Below are 1,778 nucleotides of genomic sequence, written 5' to 3' on the forward strand. Positions count from 1 at the left end.
CCGGCCCAGGCGGCTGGTCGATCGGCGGCTCGGTGCAGGCGCTGGCGCCGGTCGTGCTCAGCCGCCCCACTGCACGATGACGACGGCCGCCAACACCGCGATCACGGCCAGGGTCAACAGCACCTCGGCCGGCCCCTTGAACCGCAGGTTGGTCACCGCCGCACCAATCATCGTCGGCAGCACCAGGAGCGCCCCGGCGACCGCGCACCATGGCCACCAGAAGCCGGCGATCAGGAGCAGCGCGGCAGGGATCTCGACGGCGACGGTGAACTGGGCGACGCGGTAGGAATAGCCGAACAGTTCGAACGACTCCACCATGTGCGGATGGCGGGTGAGCTTCATGGAGCTCACCATGAGGAACAGCGCAGCGACCAGTCCCCGCAGGATCCAGAGAACGATCACGGGTCCTCGCTGAACGACTTGACGAGCGCCCGTCCGTAGTCCTGTCCCTTGGCATCGACGTCGAACACGATGTGGCCCGATCCCGTCAACACGTCCCGGTAGATCCGCTGGAGTTCGCTGCCCCCGAAGTGGGCATGCGCCCCACTGGCCTCGAGGATCGAGAAGATCGCACTCCGAGCGTCACGGGCGGCATCGGCGACCATGAACTGCAGTTCGGCCGACTCCAACCCGCTCGCTGGATCTGGACGCGCCGTGATCCGGAGCATCAGGTCCGCCACCGATCGAAGGGTGCGCTCGGACTTCGCGACCTGCATGGCGACGTTGCCCAGCCGCAGCTGTGCTGCGGGCTTGTCCTGCTGCGCCTTGGTACTCATCAGCTGCACGCGTGTCGAGAGGCGTTCCTGGAAGATGGCGAGCGCTCGCTTCGCACCGCCCACCATCGGGATCGCCGCGGCGAGAGGCAGGAGCCCGAACGCCGGGAGGCGGTACATGTCGTAGTGGTCGTGCGTCGTGCTCCTGCGCTTCGGTGGCGGGATCGGCGACGCGAACCGCTCCGGCACGAAGACTCCGTCAACGACGACGTCGTGACTTCCTGTCCCTCGCATGCCGCCGACATCCCAGGTGTCCTCGACCCGCACGTCTTCTCGGGGCAGCAGATACACCCGGAGGATGGGGCCTTTCTCGGTGTGTTCCAACGCGGTCAGGATGACCCAGTCGCCATGCACGATCCCGGAGTTGAAGTGCCAGCGCCCGCTGAGGTCGAAGCCACCTTCGACGGGGTTCGCCACGCCGCCCATCGGATTCACGGCTCCCGGCGCGAGGACGTAGGGCTGGGCGGAGAAGATCTCGTCGACGGCCTCGACACCGAGCGACGCCGCCACGATCCAGTTGTGCTCCATGTAGAAGGTGGTCAGCCAGCCCGTGGCGCAGCAGGCCTGGGCCACCTCGAGGCCGAGGTCGATGAACTCGTGGGGGTCGATCTCATAGCCGCCGTACTCCTGGGGCACGAAGGACTTGAACACGCCGGTCGCCTCGAGCGCCGCCACGACGTCGTCGTGCGGACGCCGCAGCGATTCCGCCTCGGCAGACTTCTCCGCGATCAGGGGTGCCACCGACCGGATTCGGTCCAGCAGTCCCTCGTGGGGCTGGTCGGCACCGGGGAAGTCGCGACCTCTGCGCAACCTGACCGGAATCGTGGTCGCGGACTCGTCAGCGAACGTGTTCATGGTTGCCTTCAGCTCCCCCTCGCTATCGGCCCACCGCCTGGGCCGAACCGAACGCCATATTGTAAGACAATAGGACCAGCGTCAAGTTCACGGATCGCCGCCTCGTTGCGGGCGATGATCGGAGACGTGAGGAGGAGGAACGTGAGCGGC

General features: G+C 66.9%; 2 protein-coding genes. Both read right to left on the reverse strand.

All coding sequences use genetic code 11. The features are described from left to right. Window positions 1–57 precede the first annotated feature (57 nt). Window positions 58–402 (reverse strand): DoxX family protein, encoded by a 345-nt coding sequence (locus ABZE72_RS16785; protein WP_372730176.1) that lies wholly within the window; start codon window positions 400–402, stop codon window positions 58–60. Further along, the gene (locus ABZE72_RS16790) at window positions 399–1,628 is read right to left on the reverse strand and encodes a hypothetical protein (protein ID WP_372730177.1); all 1,230 of its coding nucleotides are present in this window, start codon (window positions 1,626–1,628) and stop codon (window positions 399–401) included. Before ABZE72_RS16790 ends, ABZE72_RS16785 begins: the two co-directional genes overlap by 4 nt. Between the last annotated feature and the right edge of the window lie 150 nt (window positions 1,629–1,778).

This window comes from Nocardioides sp., from assembly GCF_041600255.1.
In the GTDB taxonomy this organism is placed as follows: domain Bacteria; phylum Actinomycetota; class Actinomycetes; order Propionibacteriales; family Nocardioidaceae; genus Nocardioides.

What these genes read in the sequence shown, in the direction of transcription:
- ABZE72_RS16790 (WP_372730177.1), bottom strand. Translation starts at nt 1,628, where the DNA reads ATGAACACGTTCGCTGACGAGTCCGCGACCACGATTCCGGTCAGGTTG.